The sequence below is a fragment of the Plantibacter sp. ME-Dv--P-095 genome, assembly GCF_030209365.1.
In the GTDB taxonomy this organism is placed as follows: Bacteria; Actinomycetota; Actinomycetes; order Actinomycetales; family Microbacteriaceae; genus Plantibacter.
Genome location: NZ_JARVSB010000009.1, coordinates 403,987 through 425,277, shown reverse-complemented (window position 1 = coordinate 425,277; position 21,291 = coordinate 403,987). Strand labels below are relative to the sequence as shown.

Sequence of the window (21,291 nt, the reverse complement as noted above, 5' to 3'; positions counted from 1 at the left end):
CAGCTTAGTCGCGGGGGCTGACAACGCTCCGGCCCGGAGGCCGTCAGGAGCGACGGCGGTGGGGCGCGATGGGGCCGTCCGTCACGGCACCGCCGGAGCCTGCTTGCTGCTGTCGGTCGACCTCGGCCACGGCCTCCTCGGCGCGGTGCAGGCGCCGTCGGGCGAACCAGACCGCCGGGCCCTTCGCACGTCGGCGGGCGTCCCGTGCCTCGCGCAGTTCGACCTCGGCGAGGAGGCGTCTGGCGGCGGCCTGCTCGGCTGCCTGTTCCTCGGGCGTCGTCGTCCGGACGTTGACGCCCTGGTCCTCGAGGCCGACGGCGATCCACGACGCGGAGAGGAGGATCACGCGGCTCACGAGGTTGAACCACAGCATCAGACCGATGAAGACCGCGAAGGTCGCGAGGAGCGGGTTCCGGGAGGCGCCGGCGATCACCGCGCTGCTCGCGACGCTCAGGAGCGAGAGGACGAGGCTGCCGAGGAGCGCGCCCCCGAAGAGGTTCCGCCACGGGATCCTGATGCGGCTGAGCACCCGGTACATCGCGCCGAGCGTGACGAGGTTGACGACCACCGCGACGATCAGACCCACCAGGCGACTCCCGGCCGTCAGCCAGAAGGTGCCGTCGAGTCCGACGAGCGACAGCAGCCAGCTCAGTGCCTGGGTACTGGCCACCGAAAGGGTCGCCGACACGAGGAGCAGGACGCCGAAGGCGAGGGCGAGGACGAGGTCGACGACCTTCAACAGGAAGAAGCTCGCCGCGACCTTCGGCAGCGCGAAGATCGACCTGACGGCCTGCCGCGTGTAGTACAGCCACCCGATCGCCGTCCAGATGAGACCGACCGCGGCGATGACGCCCGTCCAGCCGAGGAGGGAGGCGCTCGAGAGCTGTTCCTCGGCGATGATCCCCTCGCCGTCCCTGCCGATGAGTCCGGGGACCGCGCGGTTGATGATCTCCACGAGGGCTTGGAAGACCTCGGCGTTGTTCCCGAGCCAGATGCCGGTGATCGCGAAGCCGACGTACACGGCGGCGAACACGGCGAACACGGCCTGGAAGCTGATGCCCGCGGCGAGCAGGTTCCCGTCCATGTCGAGGTAGCGCTGGACGACCCGGTACGGTTTCAGCCGCATCACCCAGGTCGTGGCGCGTTCCGCGCGCGCCGCCGGCGGGGCCAGCCGGCGGACGAGGGGGTTCTCGCTCCGCTGGATCCACTGGAACACGAGCGGCGGCGGGGTCTGTTGGAGCGTGCGGCGGGGGAGTGGCGTCCGCTCGTCGTCGTCGTGACCGTCAGCGTCGGTGGCGTCCTTCGTGGAGGCGCGCGGACTGGTCACCCTGCCAGCCTACAAGCGGCCGCACCGCCTCGTCGGCTGCCCGCACGACGGCCCGTCGGCAGGCACCGACGGCCTCCTGGTCGCCGTCGGGCGGTGCACTAGGGTCGAACCATGCGCGAGGCGGAGGGGCGACGCACCTTCACCGGGACCGGAGTCGGACGCGGCGTCGTCGCCGGACCGGTGCTCCGTATGCCGGAGCCACTCGCCGAGCCGTCCGCCGATCCCTTCCGCGGCGATGTCGCGCAGGAACAGGCCAGGGCGGCACGAGCGCTGATCGACACGCGGGCCGACCTCGAGGCGAGAGCCCGTCGAGCCGGGGGCCACGCCCAGGACGTGCTCGAGGCGCAGGCGGTCATGGCCGACGACCCGGCGCTCGCCGAGGAGGTGGCGGCCCGGATCGCCGCCGGGCGGACGGCCGAACGTGCGGTCTTCGAGGCCTTGGCGACTGTGCAGCAGGTCCTCTTCAACCTCGGTGAGCCGATGGCCGCACGGGCGACCGATGTCGGAGACGTGTCGCAGCGCGTCATCGCGCGGCTGCTCGGTCGCCCCGTCCCCGGCCCGCCGGACTCGGACGAGCCGTTCGTCCTCGTCGCGGCGGACCTCGCGCCGGCCGATGCCGCGCTCCTCGACCTCGACCTGGTCCTCGCGCTCGTCACCAGTGGCGGATCGGCCACCTCGCACACGGCCATCCTGGCGCGGGAGCAGTCCCTCATCGCCGTGGTGGGCGTCGCCGGGGCGGAACAGTTCGAGGATGGTGAGATCGTCCTCGTCGACGCCGGAGCGGGCGTCGTCACCGGCTCGCCGACCACGCGTGAGGTGCGGTCGGCCAGGTCCACCGCGGCGGCGCGGGTGCGCGTCTCGCCGCGGTCACCTGGGGAACTCGCCGACGGGACACCGGTGCCGCTGCTCGCGAACCTCGGCTCGGTCGACGCGGCGGCCGGTGCGCTGGCCCTCGGCGCCGAAGGGGTCGGGCTGTTCCGCACCGAACTCCTCTTCCTCGACCGTTCCGAGGCGCCGGGCGTCGCCGAGCAGGCGCAGCGGTACGGCGAACTGCTCGCCGCGTTCCCCGGCAGGCGCGTGATCGTGCGGGTCTTCGACGCCGGTGCCGACAAACCGCTCGCCTTCCTCGGCCCGGACGGCGTCGAACCGAACCCGGCGCTCGGCGTCCGAGGGCTGCGGGCCCTGCGCGCCCGCGAGGGGGTGCTCCGCGATCAGTTGACGGCGCTCGCCCTCGCGCAGGACGCCTCGGATGCGGAGCTCTGGGTGATGGCGCCGATGGTGGCCGACCTTCCCGAGGCGGCCGCGTTCGTCACGCTCGCGAAGCGTCTCGGGCTGCGGACGGTCGGGGTGATGATCGAGGTCCCGTCGAGCGCGCTGCTGGCGGCGCAGATCCTCGGCGTCGCCGACTTCGTCAGCATCGGGACCAACGACCTCACGCAGTACACGCTCGCGGCCGACCGCCTGTCCGCACCACTCGGCTCGTACCAGGACCCGTGGCATCCGGCGGTGCTGCGTCTCGTCAAACTCGTCGGCGACGCCGGACTCGCCTCGGGGCGCTCCATCGGGGTGTGCGGCGAGGCCGCTGCGGACCCCCTGCTCGCGGTCGTGCTGGTCGGGCTGGGGGCGACGAGCCTGTCGGTCGCGCCTGCAGCGCTCGGCGAGGTGCGCACCGAGCTGCGGCGCTACACGCTCGAGGCCGCACGCGCCATGGCCGTGGACGCGTTGAGCGCCGCGTCACCGGCCGAAGCCAGAGCCGCCGCGCTGGCCTGACGTCGCTCGACGACACGTCGCCACGCACGAACACGTCCGGCCCAGCGCGATGCGCTGGGCCGGACGGACGAACGGGGTGCGGGCTAGGAGACCTTGCCCGAGATCATGGCCTGCTTGACCTCGGCGATCGCCTGGGTCACCTGGATGCCACGAGGGCAGGCCTCGGTGCAGTTGAAGGTGGTGCGGCAACGCCACACCCCCTCCTGGTCGTTGAGGATGTCGAGGCGCACCTGCGAGGCGTCGTCGCGCGAGTCGAAGATGAAGCGGTGCGCGTTGACGATCGCCGCCGGGCCGAAGTACTGGCCGTCGGTCCAGAACACCGGGCACGACGAGGTGCAGGCGGCGCAGAGGATGCACTTGGTGGTGTCGTCGAACCGGGCACGCTCGGCGACCGACTGCACCCGCTCCTTGTTCTTCTCCGCGGGCTTGCCCGGGATGAGGAACGGCTGCACCTCGCGGAACGACGCGAAGAAGGGGTCCATGTCGACGACGAGGTCCTTCTCGAGCGGCAGGCCCTTGATCGCTTCGACGTAGATCGGCTTCGAGATGTCGAGGTCCTTGATCAGCGTCTTGCAGGCGAGTCGGTTGCGGCCGTTGATCCGCATGGCGTCGGAGCCGCAGATGCCGTGGGCGCACGAACGACGGAAGGTGAGCGTGCCGTCCTGCTCCCACTTGATCTTGTGGAGCGCGTCCAGGATCCGGTCCGTCGGGAACATCTCGACGTCGAAGTCCTCCCAGCGCGGCTCAGCGTCCACGTCCGGGTCGAACCGACGGATGATCAGGGTGACCGTGAAGGACTGGATCTCCTCGGGGGCCGCGGCCGGCGGGTTCTCGAGCGTTGCAGTGCTCATCGCTAGTACTTCCTCTCCATCGGCTGGTACCGCGTGATGACCACGGGCTTCCAGTCGAGCCGGATGTGGTCGGCGGCGTCGGACGAGTGCGGGTCGCCCGACAGGTACGCCATCGTGTGCTGCATGTAGTTCTCGTCGTCGCGCTTCGGGAAGTCGTCGCGCATGTGGCCGCCGCGACTCTCCTTGCGGTTCCGCGCGGAGTACACGACGACCTCGGCGAGGTCGAGCAGGAAGCCGAGCTCGATCGCCTCGAGGAGGTCGGTGTTGAACCGCTTTCCCTTGTCCTGGACGGCGATGTTCTGGTACCGCTCGCGCAGGTTGTGGATGGTCGCGGTGACCCCGGCGAGCGACTCGTCGGTGCGGAACACCTGCGCGTTGCGGTCCATCTCCTCCTGGAGCTCCTTGCGGATCGTCGAGATCCGCTCGGTGCCGTTGGAGTTCCGCATCTGCTCGACGAGACCGGCGACGAAGCCGGCCGGGTTCTCGGGCAGCGGGGTGAAGTCGATGTTCTGGACGTACTCGACCGCGTTGTTGCCGGCGCGCTTCCCGAACACGTTGATGTCGAGCAGCGAGTTCGTGCCGAGGCGGTTGGAGCCGTGGACGGAGACGCAGGCGCACTCGCCGGCGGCGTAGAGGCCGGGGACGACGGTGTTGTTGTCGCTCAGCACCTCGGCCTTGACGTTCGTCGGGATGCCGCCCATCGCATAGTGCGCGGTCGGCATGACCGGCACCGGCTCGGTCACCGGGTCGACACCGAGGTAGGTGCGGGCGAACTCGGTGATGTCGGGGAGCTTGGTCTCGAGGACCTCGGCACCGAGGTGCGTGCAGTCGAGGTAGACATAGTCCTTGTTGGGCCCGGCGCCGCGGCCCTCCGCGACCTCCTGGACCATGCATCGCGCGACGATGTCGCGGGGTGCGAGGTCCTTGATGGTGGGGGCGTAGCGCTCCATGAAGCGTTCGCCGCTCGCGTTGCGGAGGATCGCACCCTCGCCTCGGGCACCCTCGGTGAGGAGGATGCCGAGACCGGCCAGGCCGGTGGGGTGGAACTGGAAGAACTCCATGTCCTCGAGCGGGAGGCCCTTGCGCCAGATGATCCCGACGCCGTCGCCCGTGAGGGTGTGCGCGTTCGAGGTCGTCTTGTAAATCTTGCCGAAGCCGCCGGTCGCGAAGATGATCGCCTTCGCCTGGAAGACGTGGACCTCGCCGGTGGAGAGCTCGTACGCGACGATGCCGGACGGCTTGTCGACGCCGTCGACGTTGGTCATGATGAGGTCGAGCGCGTAGTACTCGTTGAAGAAGTTGATGCCGAGCTTGACGCAGTTCTGGAACAGCGTCTGCAGGATCATGTGGCCGGTGCGGTCGGCCGCGTAACAGGCACGGCGGACGGGGGCCTTGCCGTGGTCGCGCGTGTGCCCGCCGAAGCGGCGCTGGTCGATCTTGCCCTCCGGCGTGCGGTTGAAGGGCAGGCCCATGTTCTCGAGGTCGATGACCGCGTCGATGGCCTCCTTCGCGAGGATCTCAGCGGCGTCCTGGTCGACGAGGTAGTCGCCACCCTTGATCGTGTCGAAGGTGTGCCACTCCCAGCTGTCCTCCTCGACGTTGGCCAACGCCGCCGCCATGCCGCCCTGCGCGGCACCCGTGTGGGAACGCGTCGGGTACAGCTTGGAGATGACCGCGGTCTTCGCCCCTGGACCGGCCTCGATCGCGGCGCGCATGCCGGCACCGCCGGCACCCACGATCACGATGTCGAACTGGTGGTAGTGGATGCCGTCGATGACGGTGGACTCGGTGGTTTCTGTAGTCACGGTTTCCGTTGCTCGGTCTCGGTTGCTCAGTTGGCGGGGCAGAACGACGCGAGCAGGTCTGCCGGTGCGCCGGCGGGGCACGGGTCGAAGGTGAAGACGACCAGGGTCCCGAGGATGATGAGGATGCTGACGGCGGCGAGGATCGCGACCTTGAGCACGCCGCGGATCGTGCGACCCGTCGCGTAGTCGTTCACGATCGTGCGCATGCCGTTGCCGCCGTGGATGAGCGCCAGCCACAGCATGGCGACGTCCCACCACTGCCAGAACGGGTTCGACAGCTTGCCGCCGACGAACGCGAAGTCGATGGCCTTGATGCCGTCGCCGACCATGAGGTTGACGAACAGGTGACCGAAGATGAGGACGAGGAGGATCACGCCGGAGACGCGCATGTAGATCCAGCCCCACTTCTCCCAGTTGACGCCCTTGCGGCGCGCGGGACGTGCGGGGGTGCGGGGAGCGGCGATCGTCGTCATCAGTGGCCCATCTCGCTGAACACGTTGATCAGGTGGCGCGGCGTGAAGCCCAGCATCGTGACGACCCAGAGGCCGATGACGATCCAGAACATCGGGCGCTGGAACCTCGTGCCCTTCGACCAGAAGTCGATGAGGATGATCCGGATGCCGTTGTACGCGTGGTACGTGATCGCCGCAACCAGGGCGACCTCGCCGAGGCCCATGATCGGGTTCTTGTACGTCCCGATGACGGCGTTGTAGGCCTCAGGCGAGACCCGCACCAATGCGGTGTCGAGGACGTGCACGAGGAGGAAGAAGAAGATGGCGACGCCGGTGATCCGGTGGAGCACCCACGACCACATGCCTTCACGACCCCGATACAGGGTGCCGGCCGGGCGTTTGGATGTCGTGGATTCCAACGGTGACGTACGCGTGAGACTCGCGGTCACGAGGTCCTCCCTGATATTCGCTATCTGCGGCAGATCGTTCTGCCGTGCGGGGGTTGTTGCCTGCCGTGCGTCGAATCGGCGCGCTGACCCCAAGTGTAGGCGCGGGACCCGTCGTTCCGCCGCTAAGGCTGGCCTAACTGTCTCGATGACGAGAGAGTCGCGCCACCCGCTGGACACCCGATGGACGGCTGCCGTTCACAACCAGTTCCGTCGTTTGAAGACCTTGTAGAGGATCACGCTGGTCGTGGCCATGAGCGCGAGCGCCATCGGGTATCCGAACCACCACGACAGCTCGGGCATGTGGGTGAAGTTCATGCCGTAGATGCCCGCGATGAGGCTCGGGCCGAAGAGGATGGCCGCCCAGGAGGAGATCTTCTTCACCTCGTCCCCCTGCTTGAGGCTCGCCTCCGTCATCTTGGCCATCTCCTCGTTCTGGCGTTGGCCGACGAGGGTGCTGTTGACGGTCAGGATGTCGCGGAGGAGCTCGCGATAGGCGTCGATGCGCTGGTTGACGCTCGTCAGGTGGTCGGCGACGTCGCGGAGACCACGCTGCAGCTCGTCGGCCACACCGTACTTCGCACTGCCCTGCTCGAGCGACAGCATGACGTCGCTCAGCGGGTGGGTGGCGCGTTCGAAGGCGATGACCTCCCGGGAGAGCTGGTAGATGCGTCGCGACACCTGCGACTCACCGACGAACACCTGCTCCTCGATCTCGTCGATGTCGTTGGAGAGTCCGGCCACCACCGGGCCGTACCCGTCCACGACGGCGTCGATGATGGCGTAGAGGATCGCCTGCGGTCCGTACGCGAGGAGCTCGTGCTCCTGCTCCATGCGGGCGCGCACGTGCGAGAGGTCGGGGGACTCCGCGTGCCGGAGGGTGATCACGAAGTTCGGGCCGACGAAGACGTGCAACTCGCCGAACTCGACGGACTCGGTCTCGTCGATGTAGTTGGCGGCTCGGAGGACGACGAAGAGGACGTCGTCGTACCGCTCGATCTTCGGCCGCTGATGGGCCGTGATCGCGTCCTCGACGGCGAGCGGGTGGAGCCCGAACTCCGCCGCCAGGATGCCGAGCTCGCCCGCGTCCGGGCGGTAGAGCCCGATCCACGCGACACCCTCCGGCGTCTCGTGGAGTGCCCGGAAGGTGTCCTCCAAGGACGTGAGGGTGGAGCTGCGGGAGCCGTGACGGTAGATGCAGGCGTTGACGATGCTGTTCCGGCCGTCGAGGTCGGCGGGGTCGGGCGGGCCGACGGGCGGTGGGGGAGTCTGCTTGCTGCCGAAGGACGGGATCGGGATCCCGAGGACGTTGCGTCCAGCCATGCGCGTACCGATCTTTCTCGTGCTCGAACTGGCGCTCATCGTAAACCCGTCAGATGACGGTTCCGTGCCGTCGTCGCACGGCGGGACCCTGCCGGTACGCTGGGGCGATGACCACGCCCCTCGAACGCTTCTACGCGGTGATCCCGGCCGGCGGCATCGGCAGCCGGCTCTGGCCGCTCTCTCGCGCCGACGCACCCAAGTTCCTCCACGACCTCACCGGGTCCGGCAGCACGCTGCTGCGCGCCACCTGGGACCGCCTCGCGCCCATCGCCGGCGACCAGCGCATCATGGTCGTCACGGGACGCGCGCACCGGGCGGCCGTCGAACAGCAGCTGCCAGACCTCGCCGACGCGAACGTCGTCCTCGAGAGCGAACCGCGTGACTCCACGGCGGCGATCGGCCTCGCCGCGGCGATCCTCGTGCGCCGCGAGCCCGACGTCATCGTCGGCTCCTTCGCCGCCGACCACGTCATCCGCGGCGATCGGCTGTTCCGGGCCGCGGTGGCCCAGGCGGTCACCGCCGCCGAGGAGCGGTACATCGTCACGATCGGCATCCAGCCGACCGAGCCGGCGATCGGCTTCGGCTACATCAAGAGCGCTCACGATCTGGGCATCCGCGGGGCGGAGGGCGTCATGCTCGTCGACTCCTTCGTCGAGAAGCCCGACCTCGCCACGGCCAAGCGCTACGTCTCGAGCGGCGAACACCTCTGGAACGCCGGCATGTTCATCTCGCGCGCCGACGTCCTGCTCGAGGAGATCGGTCGGCAGAAGCCGGAGCTCCTCGCGGGACTCCTCGAACTCGCCGAGGTCTGGGACGACGCCGCAGCGCGCGGTCCGGTCGTCGACCGCGTCTGGCCGGCCCTCGAGAAGATCGCGATCGACTACTCGGTGGCCGAGCCCGCTGCGGCCGCCGGTCGCATGGCCGTCGTGCCGGCGCACTTCGACTGGGACGACGTGGGGGACTTCGCCTCGCTCGCGAAGCTCAACTCCGGTGGACGCAAGTCCGACCTCGCCATCCTCGGCGAGAACGCACGGGTGCTGTCCGACGCCTCCAGCGGCATCGTGGTCAGTCAGACCGGCCGGGTCATCAGCCTCATCGGCGTGCAGGACATCGTCGTCGTCGACACCCCGGACGCCCTGCTCGTCACCACGAGCGCGAACGCGCAGCGGGTGAAGAGCGTCGTCGACGCCCTCAAGCTGTCCGGCCGCGACGACGTCCTCTGATCGGCCGCCGACGGTGACCGCGCTGCACGAGCTGCTGGTGCAGGCGGCGGCGCGTCTGCAGGCGGCAGGGGTTCACGACGAGGCGCTCGCGGAGGTCTACACGCCGCGCGGGATCCCACTGGTCAAACGGGCGCCCGCGCTCCGGCCCATCGGCCGGGCGTGGCGCCTCGGCGTGGTGCTCGTGTCCGTCGACGGCCGCCTCTTCACCGCGGCGGAGTCCACCCGCGCCGTCGAGCCGAAGTGGTTCAACCACCGATCCTCCGAGGTCGAGCACCGGCGGATCGCCCAGCAGGCGGCGCACCGTGGCCCGTTCGCCGAGGGGGATGTCGTGAACTTCGAGGTCGTCGAACTGGCGCTGGACGAGGCGTCGCTCCGGGCGGGCTCCGGCCCGCTCTCCATCGTCGACGACACGGTCATGCTCCGCTGGGCCGGCCACGACCTCGGTCTCACGCCGCTCGACGCCTACCTCGACGACCGGGTCTCGCTCCTCATCGGGGAGTGAGGCGTCAGACGGCCGGGCCGAACCACTCGGTGTAGAGCCGCCAGAAGTTGCGGTTGCCGTAGGCGCTGCAGGCGTCGCCCGTGCCGGACACGTTGGCGAGCGCCGCGGCGTTCGGCTGGTACGGGGTGTAGAGGTACAGGTTCGCCGTGGCCTGGTTGCGGATGTCCACCTGGGTGCCCCCGCACGCGGCGTCAGGGCTGTACTGGATGTACACCGACCCGAGGTGGTACGCGCGCTGGTACGACTCGCCCGGCACGTTCAGCGGGTAGAGCGTGTACTGCCGGAACTGCCACGCGGACCGGTAGACCTGGTTCTGGAAGCCGAAGTAGTCGGCGTCGCAACTGGCGCTGAAGTTCGGCCCGGTGTCGGGGCAGCCCCAGCCCATCGCCCGGGCGTAGCCGTACTCGCTCGGTCCGGTGATGAGCGACTGCTCCTTCTGCATGAGGACGAGCAGCACCTTCGGGTTGATCCCGCACGCGTGCGCGACCTTGGTGACGATCCGGGCGGCCGATTCGTTGACAGCGCCCCGGTAGGCCTCGCAGTGCCCGGGTTCGGCGGCCGAGACCGACTCCGTGCTGTCGCGGAAGTCCGCCAGGCACGGTACGCCGTCCTTCGGCGTGCAGGGCTGGGAGGCGAAGAACGCCTGGACGTCCGCCTCGCTCATCGCGTTGGCGTCGTAGAAGTTCTCGTCGCTGATGATCTCGCCGGGATCGAAATCCGTGCCGCGGACCGTGGGCGGTGCCGGCGCTGCAGGGGCCGGGGTCGAAGGCTTGGCCGTCGGCTTGGGCGTCGCCGGGGTGCCGCCGGTCGGCTTCGGCGTCGGGGTGGGCGTCGCCGTGGCCGCCGCCTGATCGCGCGTGGCCGCTGCGGCGCTCGAGCCGGGGACTCCGCCGAACAGGAGCGCGGAGACGCCTACCGCCGCGACCAACGCCGTCACGATCGATCGACGCGCCGATCGACGCCGCACGAGCGAAGGGATCGACGGAGCACGCATGGTCACCAGCCTAATCGGGGCGGGTGGCACCGAGGGCTTGCGAGCGTCGACACACGCCGGATAGCCTGGTCGCACTGTGAAGAACTGAGCGAATCGACGTCCCGCGCCTGCGGCCCGAGCATCACGTCCGTGATGTGCCCGGCGGGAATCCATCGAGGTATGCCAGTCGCTTCACGTCCCGCCGTCGGTTCGAGCCCTGCGCTCGCTCCCGACGCTTCGGACGACGATCGCGCGAGGTGTGCCCCATCTCGAAAGGGGCCTCCATGCGAGCACCCATCACCTACGCATCATCCGTCGTCTCCGGTTCGGCCCAGATGTTCGGTCGTTCCATCGACATCCAGCAGCTGCGCGCGGACGGTGTCACCCGCGCCTACGGTGACCGTGTCGTCCTGCGCGACGTCGACCTCGTCGTCCCGGCCGGCGAGCGCCTCGGCCTCATCGGCGAGAACGGCGCAGGCAAGTCGACCCTGTTGCGGATCCTCGCCGGGCTCGACGAGCCGGACGACGGCGAGGCCGTCCGACCGGTGCGCACCGGCATCCTCATGCAGGAGTTGGAACTGCCGGAGGAGACCTCCGTCGGCGAGCTGCTCGAGCTGGCGCTGCGCGACGTCAGGGCGGTCGAGGAGGAGCTCGAGACCTCAGCAGCGGCGCTCGGCGGGACCGGGGCGTCCGCCGACGCTGCCGATCACCGCTACGCCGCCGCGCTCGACGCAGCGGAACGAGCCGACGTCTGGTCGGCGGACGCCCGGTTGGACGCGGTCGTCGCCGGCCTCGGACTCGCTGGAATCGAGCGGTCGCGGCGCCTCGGCGAGGTGAGCGGCGGGCAGCGTTCCCGCTTCGCCCTCGCCGCACTCCTGGTCGCGAGACCGACCGCCCTGCTGCTCGACGAGCCGACCAACCACCTGGACGACGAGGCGGTCGCCTTCCTCCGCGACCAACTGTCGACCTGGCCCGGTCCCGTGCTGTTCGCCAGCCACGACCGTGCCTTCCTCGACGAGGTGGCGACGGGGCTTGTCGACATCGATCCGTCCCGGCCGGTCCCGGTCGGCGAGGCCTCACCCGTCGTGGTGTTCGGCGGTCCCTTCAGCGAGTACCTGGGGTGGAAGGCCGCGGAACTCGAGCGGTGGTCGGCGCGCTATGAGGAAGAACAGGTGGAACTCGGTCGACTCGCGTCCGCCGTGCACGATGTGGCCCCGCGGATCAACCACGACCGAGGCATCCGGGACAACAACCGGATGGCGTTCGGGATGCGCGGCGACCGGGTCGAACAACAGATCAGTCGGCGGGTGCGGAACGCGCAGCTCCGGCTCGAGACCCTGGAGCGTGAACAGGTACGACGTCCGCCTCGCCCGCTCTCGTTCGCGGGGATCCCGAGCGGTTCGACGGTCCTCGACGAGGGCGAGCAGCTGCTCGACCTCGCCGACGCCCGCATCGACGGCCGGCTGCACCTCGACCGTCTGCGGATCGCGCCCCGGACGCGGTTGCTCGTCACGGGGGCGAACGGTTCAGGGAAGTCGACGCTCCTGTCGGCGCTCGCCGGCTCGCTCCGCCTCGACTCGGGGACGCTCCTCCGGCGGAGGGGGTTGCGGGTGGGGCTGCTCGAGCAGGACGTCGTGTTCGCTGCAGCAGGACGATCCCCTCGGGAGGTCTACGAGCGCACCCTCGGGGAGTCGCGAGCCGCGCGCACCCCGCTCGCGGGTCTCGGCCTGCTCTCGCCGCGCGACCTCGACCGTCCGGTCGGGGTGCTCTCGGTCGGGCAGCAACGCCGACTCGCGCTGGCGCTCATCATCGCCAGACCGCCGCACCTCTTCCTCCTGGACGAGCCGACGAACCACCTGTCGCTCACGCTGGCGACCGACCTCGAGGAGGCGCTCGGGACGTACCCCGGCGCGGTCGTCATCGCGAGCCACGACCGGTGGTTGCGTCGGAGGTGGGACGGCGAGACGCTCGCGCTCCACCGCCGGTGAGCGCGGATGCGGTCGGTTCCGAGCCGCGCACCGAAACGCACTCGGTGCCCGGCTCGGAACCGCAAGCACCCGCAGCGCAAGCCGAGCCGACGGGTGGTTCGGCCTGCTCACCTGCGCAGCGGAGACCGGCCACGGTGCGCGTCTGCGCAGCCCCGTGTTTCCGGCGGATGACGCCGACGCCACCGTTCTGTAACGCTTCGGTCGCGAAGCCGGGATCGTCCATCCGGGCGTCGTCACATTGGGTAACGTAACCCCATACGCCCCGTGACCCGCGGGGCTGCATCTTGGAGGCTACCTTGGCAATCACAACTCGGAAGGCCGCTGCGGGCGCAATCGCCGGCGTCGGTCTCATGGCACTGCTCGCCGGCTGCGCATCGGCTCCCAGCACCGGTGGCGGCGACGCGACGGGTGCCGCATCCGACTTCCTTCCCTGCATGGTCTCCGACGCCGGTGGCTTCACCGACAAGTCGTTCAACCAGCTCGGCTACGAGGGTCTGACCGAGGCGGCGAAGGAGCTCGGTGTCGAGCCCATCACCGTCCAGTCCGACAAGGCCGACGACTACAAGCCGAACCTCCAGAGCCTCGCGGACCAGGGCTGCTCGCTCATCGTCAGCGTCGGCTTCGCCCTCTCCGCCGACACGGTCGAGGCGGCGCTCGCCAACCCCGACGTCGACTACGCGATCATCGACGACGCGGCCGACAACGACTTCGACGGCAAGGTCGACGCTCCGAACATCAAGCCGATCCTCTTCGACACCGTGCAGGCGGCGTTCCTCGCCGGCTACGCGGCGGCCGACTACTCGAAGACCGGCGTCGTCGGTACCTTCGGTGGACAGCCCTTCCCGTCCGTCCAGATCTTCATGGACGGCTTCGCCGAGGGCGTCGCCTACTACAACGAGCAGAAGGGCAAGAGCGTCCAGGTCGTCGGATGGGACGTCGCCGCTCAGACCGGCTCGTTCACCGGAGGCTTCGAGGCCAACGACACCGCCAAGCAGCTCGCCCGCACGCTGATCGATCAGAACGCTGACGTGCTCCTGCCCGTCGGTGGCCCGATCTTCCTCAGCGCCATCGCCGAGATCCAGGAGACCGGCAAGGACATCGCGATGGTCGGTGTCGACGCCGACCTCTACGAGACGAACGCCGAGAACAAGGGCCTCTTCCTCACCTCCATCCTTAAGGGCATGAAGGCCGGCGTCGCCGACACCGTGACCGAGGCCGGCGGCGGGAAGTTCGACGCTGCCGCCTACATCGGCACCCTCGAGAACGAGGGCGTCGGCATCGCGCCGTTCCACGACTTCGAGTCCAAGGTCTCCCCGACCCTGGCCGACGAGCTCGACACGATCAAGGCCGGCATCATCGACGGTTCCATCAAGGCGACCTCGGTCTCCTCGCCCGTCAAGTAGTCCCTCTTTCCCGGGCAGACGCCCGGAACTCCGGGGGGAGGTCGCGAATCGCGGCCTCCCCCCGGTCTGTTCGCGGCATGGTCGACGGCGATCCCGACCGTCTGTGCCGACACCCGACACGTGACTAGATTGGGACCCATGAAGCTCCAGCTCCGCGGCATCACCAAACGGTTCGGCGCCCTCACCGCCAACGACCACATCGACCTCACCGTCGAACCGGGGGAGATCCACTGCCTCCTCGGTGAGAACGGCGCAGGCAAGTCCACCCTCATGAACGTCCTGTACGGCCTCTACCAGGCCGACGAGGGCGAGATCCTCCTGGACGACGTCGTCCAGCACTTCCAAGGCCCGGGCGACGCCATGGCCGCAGGCATCGGCATGGTCCACCAGCACTTCATGCTCATCCCCGTCTTCACCGTCGCCGAGAACGTGATGCTCGGCCACGAGCAGACCAAGGGCGGTGGTCGCCTCGACGTCGCAGCGGCCCGCAAGCTCGTGACCGACATCTCCGAGCGGTTCGGCTTCAGCCTCGACCCGGACGCCCTCGTCGGCGACCTCCCCGTCGGCGTGCAGCAGCGGGTGGAGATCGTCAAGGCGCTCTCCCGCAACGCCAACGTCCTCGTCTTCGACGAACCCACCGCGGTGCTCACGCCGCAGGAGACCGACGAGCTCATGGCGATCATGAAGCAGCTGAAGAGCGAGGGGACGTCGATCGTCTTCATCACCCACAAGCTGCGCGAGGTCCGCGAGGTCGCCGACCGCATCACCGTCATCCGTCTCGGGAAGGTCGTCGGCGAGGCCTCGCCCACGGCGACGAACGCCGAGCTCGCTTCGCTCATGGTCGGCCGTCCGGTCGAGCTCACCGTCCACAAGGAGGCGCCGAAGCTCGGCGAGGCCACGTTCCGCGTGCAGGACCTCTCGGTCGTCGACCACCTGGGCCAGCTCGTCGTGAACGCCGTCAGCTTCGATGTGCACGAGGGCGAGGTGCTCGCGATCGCCGGCGTGCAGGGCAACGGTCAGACCGAGCTCACCGAGGCGATCCTCGGTCTGCAGCCCCACACGAAGGGCAGCATCAAGCTCGACGGCGTCGAACTCGTCGGTTCCACCCCGCGGAAGGTGCTCGACGCCGGCGTCGGGTTCGTGCCGGAGGACCGCTCGGAGGACGGGCTCGTCAAGCAGTTCACGATCGCCGAGAACCTCATGCTCGATCGCTCGACGGGTGCGCCCTTCGTGAAGGCCGGCACCGTGCAGCGCGGCTTCCGCGACGACTTCGCCCGCGAGAAGTCGCAGGAGTTCGACGTCCGCTCCCAGGGCATCGAGTCGCCCGCCGGCTCGCTGTCGGGCGGCAACCAGCAGAAGGTCGTCCTGGCGCGCGAACTCAGCCGTGACCTGCGGCTGTTCGTCGCCGCCCAGCCCACCCGCGGCATCGACGTCGGATCGATCGAGTTCGTGCACAAGCGCATCGTCGCGACGCGCGACGCGGGCATCCCCGTCATCGTCGTGTCGACCGAGCTCGACGAGGTCGTCGCGCTCGCCGACCGCATCGCCGTCATGTACCGCGGCGGCATCGTCGGGATCGTCCCGGCCTCGACCCCCAGAGAGGTCCTCGGCCTCATGATGGCCGGCGAACTCCCGGCAGGAGCAGCAGCATGAGCGACACGTCCCACACCCCGCCCGGAACGGTCCAGCCGGTGGCTCCCGGCGAGGCGAAGCCCGACACGACGCAGCCGCGCTCGAACAAGGTGCTGGCCGAGATCCTCAACTCGAGCATCGTCATCTCCATCCTCGCGGTGGTGCTGGCGATGGTCGCCGGTGCCGTCCTCATCGCCCTGACCGACCCGAAGGTCCACGCGGCCGCCGGGTACTTCCTCGCTCGGCCGGGCGACACGATCGCCGCGGTCTGGCAGTCGGCGACCGGCGCCTACGGAGCCCTCTTCCAGGGCTCCATCTACAACTTCCGCCGGCCCGACTTCCTGAACGGCATCCGTCCGCTGACCGAGACCCTCACCTTCGCGACGCCGCTGATCCTCGCGGGTCTCGGTGTCGGGCTCGCGTTCCGCGTCGGGATGTTCAACATCGGTGGCCGCGGCCAGATGCTCATCGCCGCCGCCTGCGCCGGCTGGGTCGGGTTCACCCTCGACCTCCCGCCGGTCGTTCACCTGCTCGTCGCCGTCGCGGCCGGCATCGTCGGCGGTGCGTTCTGGGGTGGCATCGTCGGTGTCCTGAAGGCCAGGACGGGCGCGCACGAGGTGATCATCACGATCATGCTCAACTACGTCGCGTTCTACCTGATCACGTTCATGCTCTCCACCCAGGGGCTCCTGCAGGCTCCCGGATCGAACGTGCCGAAGAGCGCGGGGATGGCGGAGAACGCCGTCCTGCCGAAGCTCCTGGGCGACCGGTACAACCTCCACGCCGGATTCCTCATCGCGATCATCGCGGTCGTGTTCGTGTGGTGGCTCTTCAGCCGGTCCTCCATCGGGTTCCGCTTCCGGGCGGTGGGGGAGAACCCGAACGCCGCGCGCGTCGCCGGGATCGACGTCAAGAACACCTACGTGTACGCCATGCTCCTCTCCGGTGGGCTCATCGGCCTCGCCGGGGTCTCGCAGGTGCTCGGGACGGTGACCTCCGGCTTCGACAACGGCATCGACGCGGGCATCGGCTTCGACGCGATCACGGTCGCCCTCCTCGGTCGGAGTCGGCCGGGCGGCATCCTCATCGCCGGCATCCTGTTCGGCGCACTGAAGGCCGGCGGGTACTCCATGCAGGCGACGCAGGGCGTCAACGTGCCGATCGACATCGTCCTGGTCCTCCAGGCCCTCATCGTGCTGTTCATCGCGGCCCCGCCGCTCGTCCGCGCGATCTTCTTCCTGCCGAAGCCGGACGGATCGGCGCGCCGCACGCGTCGCGCCACCAAGAAGGAGGTGTCCGCATGAGTGCGTTCACGCTCGACAAGCAGCAGCCCCAGCCCGCTCCCGACGCACCGATCGTCCTCGAGACGGTCGTGGTCCGGAGCTGGAAGGCTCCGATCGCCTTCGGGATCTTCACCGTCATCGCGTTCCTGCTCTTCGTCATCTGGCACCGGGACGGCAACAGCACCTTCCGCCTCTCCAGCGAGGGTGACGTCATCCAACTGCCGACGGTGGTGCTGCCGTCCACCGTCACGGGCATCGTCGTCACGATCCTCCTCGCGGCGATCACGGCGCTGAGCGCCTACCTCGTCACGACCGGCAAGCGCATCCCGCTCTGGCTCATCACCGTGTTCGGCGTGCTCTTCATGGTCGGGTTCCTGTCCTGGGCCGCCGCGGGCAAGGCCATCCCGATCACGGGGCTGCTGCTCGGCACGGTCGCGCTGAGCGTCCCGCTCATCTTCGGAGCGCTCGGTGGTGTCATCTCCGAGCGCGTCGGCGTCGTCAACATCGCGATCGAAGGGCAGCTCCTCGCCGGAGCGTTCTCGTCCGCCTTCGTGGCGTCGGTGACGGGCAACGCGGTGCTCGGTCTGGTCGCGGCGATGATCGCCGGCATGCTCGTGAGCTTCCTGCTCGCGGCGTTCTCGATCAAGTACCTCGTCGACCAGGTCATCGTGGGTGTCGTCCTGAACGTCCTCGTCGTGGGGCTCACGAGCTTCCTGTACGCACAGGTGCTCACGAAGAACGAGGCGCTCTTCAACAGCCCGCCGAAGTTCCCGCGCATCAACATCCCGATCCTCAGCGAGATCCCGCTCATCGGGCCGGTGCTGTTCCGGCAGACGATCATCATCTACCTGATGTACATCGCCGTCGCCGTGGTCTTCTACTGCCTCTTCTCCACCCGCTGGGGTCTCCGCCTCCGCGCGGTCGGTGAGCACCCGCAGGCGGCCGACACCGTCGGCATCAACGTGAACCGGACACGCTTCTGGAACGTGGCCCTCGCCGGCGCGATCGTCGGTCTCGGCGGCGCGTACTTCACGCTCGGCTCGGTCGGTGCGTTCAACAAGGAGATGACGGCCGGTGCGGGCTACATCGCGCTCGCGGCGGTCATCTTCGGGCGATGGGACCCGCTGAAGGCGACGCTCGCGGCGCTGCTGTTCGGCTTCACGCAGAACCTGCAGTTCGCGTTGAGCGCCATCGGTTCGCCGGTGCCGAGCGCGTTCATGCTGATGCTGCCGTACGTCGTGACGATCTTCGCGGTGGCGGGCCTCGTCGGGGTCTCCCGGGGTCCGGCCGCGGCCGGCAAACCCTACGTGAAGGGCTGACCGTGAGCGACACATCGACCGGCCCCGAGATCGACTGGGAGGCCCTCCACGGCGCCGCCCGCGAGGCGATGGGCCACGCCTACGTTCCCTACAGTCGCTTCCCGGTGGGCGCGGCGGCACTCGTCGACGACGGCCGGATCATCTCGGGCTGCAACGTCGAGAACGCCAGTTACGGCCTGACGCTGTGCGCCGAGTGCGCCCTCGTGTCCGTACTGCACATGACGGGCGGTGGACGCCTCGTCGCCTTCGCCTGCGTCGACGGCAAGGGCGAGCGCCTCATGCCGTGCGGACGCTGCCGCCAGTTGCTGTACGAGCACTCGACGGCGGGCATGCTGCTCGACACCGTCTCCGGCATCCGCACGATCGACGAGGTCCTCCCGGACGCCTTCGGACCTCGCCAACTCGAGGAGTACCACGCATGAGTCCCGTAGAAGCCTTCGACGTCGTCGACCTCATCCGCACGAAGCGCGACCGGGGTGAGCTGACGACGCCGCAGATCGACTGGTTGATCGACGCGTTCACCCGCGGCTACGTCGCCGACGAGCAGATGTCGGCGCTCGCGATGGCGATCCTCCTGAACGGGATGGAACGCCGCGAGATCCGCGACCTCACGATGGCGATGATCGCGAGCGGCGAGCGCATGAGCTTCGCCGAGCTCGACAAGCCGACCTCGGACAAGCACTCGACGGGCGGCGTCGGCGACAAGATCACCCTGCCGCTCGCCCCGCTGGTCGCCGTGTTCGGCGTCGCGGTCCCGCAGCTGTCCGGCCGAGGCCTCGGGCACACCGGCGGAACCCTCGACAAGCTCGAGAGCATCCCCGGCTGGCGCGCGGCCCTCACCAACGACGAGATGATGCGGCAGCTGACCGAGGTCGGCGCGGTCATCTGCGCCGCCGGCTCCGGGCTCGCACCGGCCGACAAGCGCCTGTACGCGCTCCGCGACACCACCGGCACCGTCGAGGCCATCCCGCTCATCGCTTCCAGCATCATGTCCAAGAAGATCGCCGAAGGCACGGGGGCCCTCGTCCTCGACGTGAAGTTCGGCTCGGGTGCGTTCATGCAGGAGTACGAGCGGGCTGAGGAACTGGCGCGCACGATGGTGGCGCTCGGCACGGACGCGGGCGTCGCGACGACCGCGCTCCTGACGGACATGAACGTCCCGCTCGGCCTCGCGATCGGCAACGCCAACGAGGTCCGGGAGTCCGTCGAGGTGCTCGCCGGTGGGGGCCCGGCCGACGTCGTGGAACTGACCGTCGCGCTCGCGCGGGAGATGCTGACCCTCGCCGGACAGCCGGACGCCGACGTCGAGGGTGCGCTGGCGGACGGCCGGGCGATGGACGTGTGGAAGCGGATGATCCGCGCGCAGGACGGCGACCCGGATGCACCACTGCCGGTCGCCAAGGAGACCCACGTCGTCACCGCCTCCCGCGACGGCGTCCTGGCGACGCAGGAGGCCCTGCCCTTCGGGATCGCCGCCTGGCGTCTCGGCGCCGGTCGGGCACGCCAGCAGGATCCGGTCGTCCACGCTGCGGGTATCGACCTGCACGCCAAGCCAGGTGACGAGGTCCGAGCCGGACAGCCGCTGTTCACCCTGAGCGCGGACGACGGCGCCCGGTTCCCGCGGGCGCTCGAGGCGCTCGAGGGCGCGTATTCGATCGCCGACTCGGCGGCACCGCGCGGGCCCATCGTCCGGGCGCGCATCGAGGCCTGACCCGTCCTCCGGTCCGCTCCGTCAGCCCGTTCCCGCTCCTCGCGGGTGGCGGGTCGGAGCGGGCAGGCGGACGCCATGTCGCCGGACGCGCGTGCGCGGTACAGTGAACCCCGTGACCTCTGCAGATGAATCCCCCCTCTCCGGCGTCGACGTCAGCGCGCTGCCCAAGATCTCGCTCCACGACCACCTCGACGGCGGCGTGCGCCCCGCGACCATCATCGAACTCGCGGAGGCGGTGGGCGTCGACGTCCCCGTGTCCGACGCGGACGGCCTCGCCGACTGGTTCTACACCCAGTGCAACGCCGGCTCGCTCGTCGAGTACCTGAAGACCTTCGACCTCACCACCGCGGTCATGCAGACGGAGGAGGGGCTCGTCCGCGTCGCGCGCGAGTTCGTCCAGGACCTCGCGGCCGACGGCGTCATCTACGGCGAGGTGCGGTGGGCCCCCGAGCAGCACCTCACCCGCGGGCTGAGCCTCGACGCGGTCGTGGAGGCCGTCCAGGAGGGCATCGAGCTCGGCATCAAGGACGCCGCCCACACGGGTGCGGACATCCAGATCGGGCAGCTCATCACGGCCATGCGCCACGCCGACCGCGCCCTCGAGATCGCGGAACTCGCCGTCCGGCATCGCGAACGCGGGGTGGCGGGCTTCGACATCGCCGGCGCCGAGGCCGGGTTCCCGGCCAGCAAGCACCGGCTGGCCTTCGACTACCTCGCCCGTGAGCTGTTCCCGGTCACCGTGCACGCCGGCGAGGCGGACGGCGTCGAGTCGATCCGCAGCGCCCTGCTCGACGGCCGTGCGCTCCGCCTCGGTCACGGCGTCCGCATCGCGGAGGACATCTTCATCGAGCGCGACGACGCCGAGTCCCTGTACGCCACGCTCGGCCCGGTCGCGGAGTGGGTCCGCGACCGCCGGATCCCGCTCGAGCTGAGCCCGCAGTCGAACCTCCAGACCGGCGCGATCGCGGCCTGGGGCGACGACCTCGAGGACCACCCGTTCGACCTGCTCTACCAGCTCGACTTCGCCGTCACGGTGAACGTCGACAACCGGACGATGAGCGACACGAGCCTCACCAAGGAGCTCACGCTGCTCACGGAGGTGTTCGACTACGACCTCACGGACCTCGAGACCTTCCAGCTGAACGCGGCCGCCGCCTCGTTCCAGCCGTTGGAGGTCCGCGAGGCCCTGGCGGACCGCATCTCGGAGGCGTTCGACGAATTCCTCGACGACGACGAGGACTGATCCTCGGCGCGTGTGCCACTCGGACGACCACTCGAGCGGC

Annotated in this window: 18 protein-coding genes; 11 read left to right on the top strand and 7 right to left on the bottom strand. The window is 69.4% G+C overall.

Translation table 11 applies throughout. The features are described 5' to 3' along the window. Positions 1–43: 43 nt before the first annotated feature. A complete protein-coding gene (locus tag QRN26_RS14075; RefSeq protein WP_285037251.1) occupies positions 44–1,327 on the bottom strand; it encodes a YihY/virulence factor BrkB family protein in 1,284 nt (427 codons plus the stop codon). Positions 1,328–1,438: 111 nt separating this feature from the next. Between QRN26_RS14075 and ptsP the strand changes: the two genes are divergently transcribed. After that, entirely contained in the window at positions 1,439–3,097 is a 1,659-nt protein-coding gene (gene ptsP / locus QRN26_RS14070) for a phosphoenolpyruvate--protein phosphotransferase (protein WP_056781614.1), read from the top strand. 83 nt (positions 3,098–3,180) lie between these two features. On the opposite strand, the gene QRN26_RS14065 is transcribed toward ptsP, so the two are convergent. From QRN26_RS14065 to QRN26_RS14045, 5 genes are all read right to left on the bottom strand, one after another. After that, complete coding sequence (locus QRN26_RS14065; RefSeq protein WP_056012929.1) at positions 3,181–3,948, bottom strand: succinate dehydrogenase iron-sulfur subunit; 768 nt, start codon at positions 3,946–3,948, stop codon at positions 3,181–3,183. A gap of 2 nt (positions 3,949–3,950) precedes the next feature. Further along, complete coding sequence (gene sdhA / locus QRN26_RS14060; RefSeq protein WP_285037250.1) at positions 3,951–5,753, bottom strand: succinate dehydrogenase flavoprotein subunit; 1,803 nt, start codon at positions 5,751–5,753, stop codon at positions 3,951–3,953. Between the two features lie 26 nt (positions 5,754–5,779). After that, positions 5,780–6,226 (bottom strand): succinate dehydrogenase hydrophobic membrane anchor subunit, encoded by a 447-nt coding sequence (locus QRN26_RS14055; RefSeq protein WP_056012923.1) that lies wholly within the window; start codon positions 6,224–6,226, stop codon positions 5,780–5,782. Further along, complete coding sequence (sdhC, locus tag QRN26_RS14050; RefSeq protein WP_255353633.1) at positions 6,226–6,654, bottom strand: succinate dehydrogenase, cytochrome b556 subunit; 429 nt, start codon at positions 6,652–6,654, stop codon at positions 6,226–6,228. The genes QRN26_RS14055 and sdhC overlap by 1 nt, the downstream gene beginning before the upstream one ends. 195 nt (positions 6,655–6,849) lie before the next feature. Further along, positions 6,850–7,974, bottom strand: coding sequence for a magnesium and cobalt transport protein CorA (locus QRN26_RS14045; protein WP_285037249.1), 1,125 nt, complete (start codon positions 7,972–7,974; stop codon positions 6,850–6,852). A gap of 107 nt (positions 7,975–8,081) precedes the next feature. On the opposite strand from QRN26_RS14045, the gene QRN26_RS14040 reads away from it, so the two are divergent. Continuing rightward, a complete protein-coding gene (locus tag QRN26_RS14040; RefSeq protein WP_056012915.1) occupies positions 8,082–9,197 on the top strand; it encodes a mannose-1-phosphate guanylyltransferase in 1,116 nt (371 codons plus the stop codon). Positions 9,198–9,210: 13 nt separating this feature from the next. Beyond that, a complete protein-coding gene (locus QRN26_RS14035; protein ID WP_285037248.1) occupies positions 9,211–9,699 on the top strand; it encodes a hypothetical protein in 489 nt (162 codons plus the stop codon). A gap of 4 nt (positions 9,700–9,703) precedes the next feature. Here the strand turns inward: QRN26_RS14035 and QRN26_RS14030 are convergent, their stop codons facing one another. After that, positions 9,704–10,693 carry a LasA N-terminal domain-containing protein gene (locus tag QRN26_RS14030; protein WP_285037247.1) on the bottom strand — a complete coding sequence of 330 codons (990 nt, stop codon included), beginning with the start codon at positions 10,691–10,693 and terminating at the stop codon, positions 9,704–9,706. Positions 10,694–10,956: 263 nt separating this feature from the next. Between QRN26_RS14030 and QRN26_RS14025 the strand changes: the two genes are divergently transcribed. The 8 genes from QRN26_RS14025 (at position 10,957) to QRN26_RS13990 (ending at position 21,251) form a co-directional block, all read left to right on the top strand. Continuing rightward, a complete protein-coding gene (locus tag QRN26_RS14025; protein WP_285037246.1) occupies positions 10,957–12,660 on the top strand; it encodes an ABC-F family ATP-binding cassette domain-containing protein in 1,704 nt (567 codons plus the stop codon). Positions 12,661–12,956: 296 nt separating this feature from the next. Then, positions 12,957–14,063: a BMP family lipoprotein gene (locus QRN26_RS14020; protein ID WP_056012905.1), complete on the top strand. Its 1,107-nt coding sequence runs from the start codon at positions 12,957–12,959 to the stop codon at positions 14,061–14,063. Positions 14,064–14,201: 138 nt separating this feature from the next. Continuing rightward, positions 14,202–15,716 carry an ABC transporter ATP-binding protein gene (locus tag QRN26_RS14015; RefSeq protein ID WP_056012902.1) on the top strand — a complete coding sequence of 505 codons (1,515 nt, stop codon included), beginning with the start codon at positions 14,202–14,204 and terminating at the stop codon, positions 15,714–15,716. Next, on the top strand, positions 15,713–16,999 hold the full coding sequence (locus QRN26_RS14010) for an ABC transporter permease (protein WP_082456121.1): 1,287 nt from the start codon (positions 15,713–15,715) through the stop codon (positions 16,997–16,999). The genes QRN26_RS14015 and QRN26_RS14010 overlap by 4 nt, the downstream gene beginning before the upstream one ends. After that, positions 16,996–18,297, top strand: a complete 1,302-nt coding sequence (locus QRN26_RS14005; RefSeq protein ID WP_056012898.1) for an ABC transporter permease — start codon at positions 16,996–16,998, stop codon at positions 18,295–18,297. Before QRN26_RS14010 ends, QRN26_RS14005 begins: the two co-directional genes overlap by 4 nt. A gap of 2 nt (positions 18,298–18,299) precedes the next feature. Next, on the top strand, positions 18,300–18,719 hold the full coding sequence (locus tag QRN26_RS14000) for a cytidine deaminase (RefSeq protein WP_285037245.1): 420 nt from the start codon (positions 18,300–18,302) through the stop codon (positions 18,717–18,719). After that, the gene (locus QRN26_RS13995) at positions 18,716–20,008 is read left to right on the top strand and encodes a thymidine phosphorylase (RefSeq protein ID WP_056012892.1); all 1,293 of its coding nucleotides are present in this window, start codon (positions 18,716–18,718) and stop codon (positions 20,006–20,008) included. Before QRN26_RS14000 ends, QRN26_RS13995 begins: the two co-directional genes overlap by 4 nt. Before the next feature lie 112 nt (positions 20,009–20,120). After that, positions 20,121–21,251: an adenosine deaminase gene (locus QRN26_RS13990; protein WP_056782009.1), complete on the top strand. Its 1,131-nt coding sequence runs from the start codon at positions 20,121–20,123 to the stop codon at positions 21,249–21,251. The last annotated feature ends 40 nt before the right edge of the window (positions 21,252–21,291 follow it).

What these genes read in the sequence shown, in the direction of transcription:
- QRN26_RS14010 (WP_082456121.1), top strand. Translation starts at nt 15,713, where the DNA reads ATGAGCGACACGTCCCACACCCCGCCCGGAACGGTCCAGCCGGTGGCT.
- QRN26_RS14040 (WP_056012915.1), top strand. Translation starts at nt 8,082, where the DNA reads ATGACCACGCCCCTCGAACGCTTCTACGCGGTGATCCCGGCCGGCGGC.
- QRN26_RS14005 (WP_056012898.1), top strand. Translation starts at nt 16,996, where the DNA reads ATGAGTGCGTTCACGCTCGACAAGCAGCAGCCCCAGCCCGCTCCCGAC.
- ptsP (WP_056781614.1), top strand. Translation starts at nt 1,439, where the DNA reads ATGCGCGAGGCGGAGGGGCGACGCACCTTCACCGGGACCGGAGTCGGA.
- QRN26_RS14025 (WP_285037246.1), top strand. Translation starts at nt 10,957, where the DNA reads ATGCGAGCACCCATCACCTACGCATCATCCGTCGTCTCCGGTTCGGCC.
- QRN26_RS14065 (WP_056012929.1), bottom strand. Translation starts at nt 3,948, where the DNA reads ATGAGCACTGCAACGCTCGAGAACCCGCCGGCCGCGGCCCCCGAGGAG.
- QRN26_RS14045 (WP_285037249.1), bottom strand. Translation starts at nt 7,974, where the DNA reads ATGGCTGGACGCAACGTCCTCGGGATCCCGATCCCGTCCTTCGGCAGC.
- QRN26_RS14015 (WP_056012902.1), top strand. Translation starts at nt 14,202, where the DNA reads ATGAAGCTCCAGCTCCGCGGCATCACCAAACGGTTCGGCGCCCTCACC.
- QRN26_RS14055 (WP_056012923.1), bottom strand. Translation starts at nt 6,226, where the DNA reads ATGACGACGATCGCCGCTCCCCGCACCCCCGCACGTCCCGCGCGCCGC.
- QRN26_RS13995 (WP_056012892.1), top strand. Translation starts at nt 18,716, where the DNA reads ATGAGTCCCGTAGAAGCCTTCGACGTCGTCGACCTCATCCGCACGAAG.
- QRN26_RS14030 (WP_285037247.1), bottom strand. Translation starts at nt 10,693, where the DNA reads ATGCGTGCTCCGTCGATCCCTTCGCTCGTGCGGCGTCGATCGGCGCGT.